2 protein-coding genes are annotated in these 1,318 nt (G+C 34.2%); both read right to left on the reverse strand.

Annotation, left to right across the window (positions count from 1 at the left end):
- Window positions 1-39: 39 nt before the first annotated feature.
- Complete coding sequence (locus AC1DTM_RS26855; RefSeq protein ID WP_477001316.1) at window positions 40-891, reverse strand: IS3 family transposase; 852 nt, start codon at window positions 889-891, stop codon at window positions 40-42.
- 23 nt (window positions 892-914) lie between these two features.
- Window positions 915-1,235 carry a transposase gene (locus tag AC1DTM_RS26860; protein WP_477001317.1) on the reverse strand — a complete coding sequence of 107 codons (321 nt, stop codon included), beginning with the start codon at window positions 1,233-1,235 and terminating at the stop codon, window positions 915-917.
- Window positions 1,236-1,318 lie beyond the last annotated feature (83 nt).

Here is a 1,318-nt window from a genome sequence, read left to right on the forward strand (position 1 = left end):
TGGGGTCTTATCCCTGTCAAGTAGACAATATTAAAAAGACTAAGCAGCCATCGAGATTCGATATTCTATCGGAGCTCGGTGGTTGAGTCGTTTTTGGAACCGTTTATAGTTATAAAAATAAATATACTCTTCAATTGCTTGTATTAAATCTGCTTCTGTTTTAAAATGATTCAAATACAACATTTCCGATTTAAAATGGGAGAAAAATGACTCAATACAGGCATTATCATGGCAGTTTCCTTTGCGAGAGTGGCTGCCAATGATACCTAAACCTAAAAGTCGTTTGTTGTAGGCRTGAGATGTGTACTGGAATCCCTGATCTGAATGGAGAATGGTTCYACGCACATCTCTTTTTTGTGCCAACATTTCAATTGTATCTAATACAAGTTCATTATCGTTGCGCTTGGATATTTTCCAAGAAACAACTTCGTTATTATAAATATCTTGTACAACAGAAAGATACCGAAATCCCTCTTGGAATCGTAGGTAAGTAATATCTGTAACAAGCGCTTCATTTTGTTGGCGATCTTTGAATTCACGGTTTAAAACATTCGGAAAAACATTGGAATAGTTCCCTTTAAAGAAGCRACGCTTCTTTCGAATAATAGATTGAATGTTGAGCTCGCTCATTAAGCGATATACTTTTTTGTGATTTATAAAATATCCCTCTTCCTGTAAAGCGATTTTCATACGTGGATAACCATATTCCTTGTGCCTTACGTGAATAGATTGTATTACTTTTTTTAATCGTTTCTCGGATTCTAGTCGCATGTTTTTCATACTTTTTGTATGAATCCACTTATAGTAACTTGAACGATGTACACCCGCAAATTTCGTAAGCCATATAACTGGATATTTCYCCTTTAATGATTCAATGATATGATATCTCACCGTATATTTTAGTGCACCTCCATTTACAGATTCGGATACTGCTTTTTTAAATATTCAACCTGTGCCTTATAGTAGTCACGTTCCTCTTCAATCGTCTTAAAATGAACGCGTTTGCCTTTTAGAGGATTTGATATGCCTTTCATTCCACCATTTTTTCCACGAGTATCTGTAATTTCACCAAATTCTTTATATTTTTTCACCCAATTTTTTAGTTGTGTAGAGCTTCTAATCTGATATTTTTCCTTTATCATATTGTAACTTCCTTCTCCGTTTAAATAACTTTGAACAGCCGCTAACTTTAATTCTTCTGAATATGTAATAAATRTTGAACCTTTTTTAGTCATGAAAAATCCCCTCCAAGTAATAGTGTAACATCCATGTATGTGCATGGTCTTTTTACACTGTCTACTTAAAGGGGATAATATCA

The organism is Bacillus sp. P4_D3, assembly GCF_056401855.1.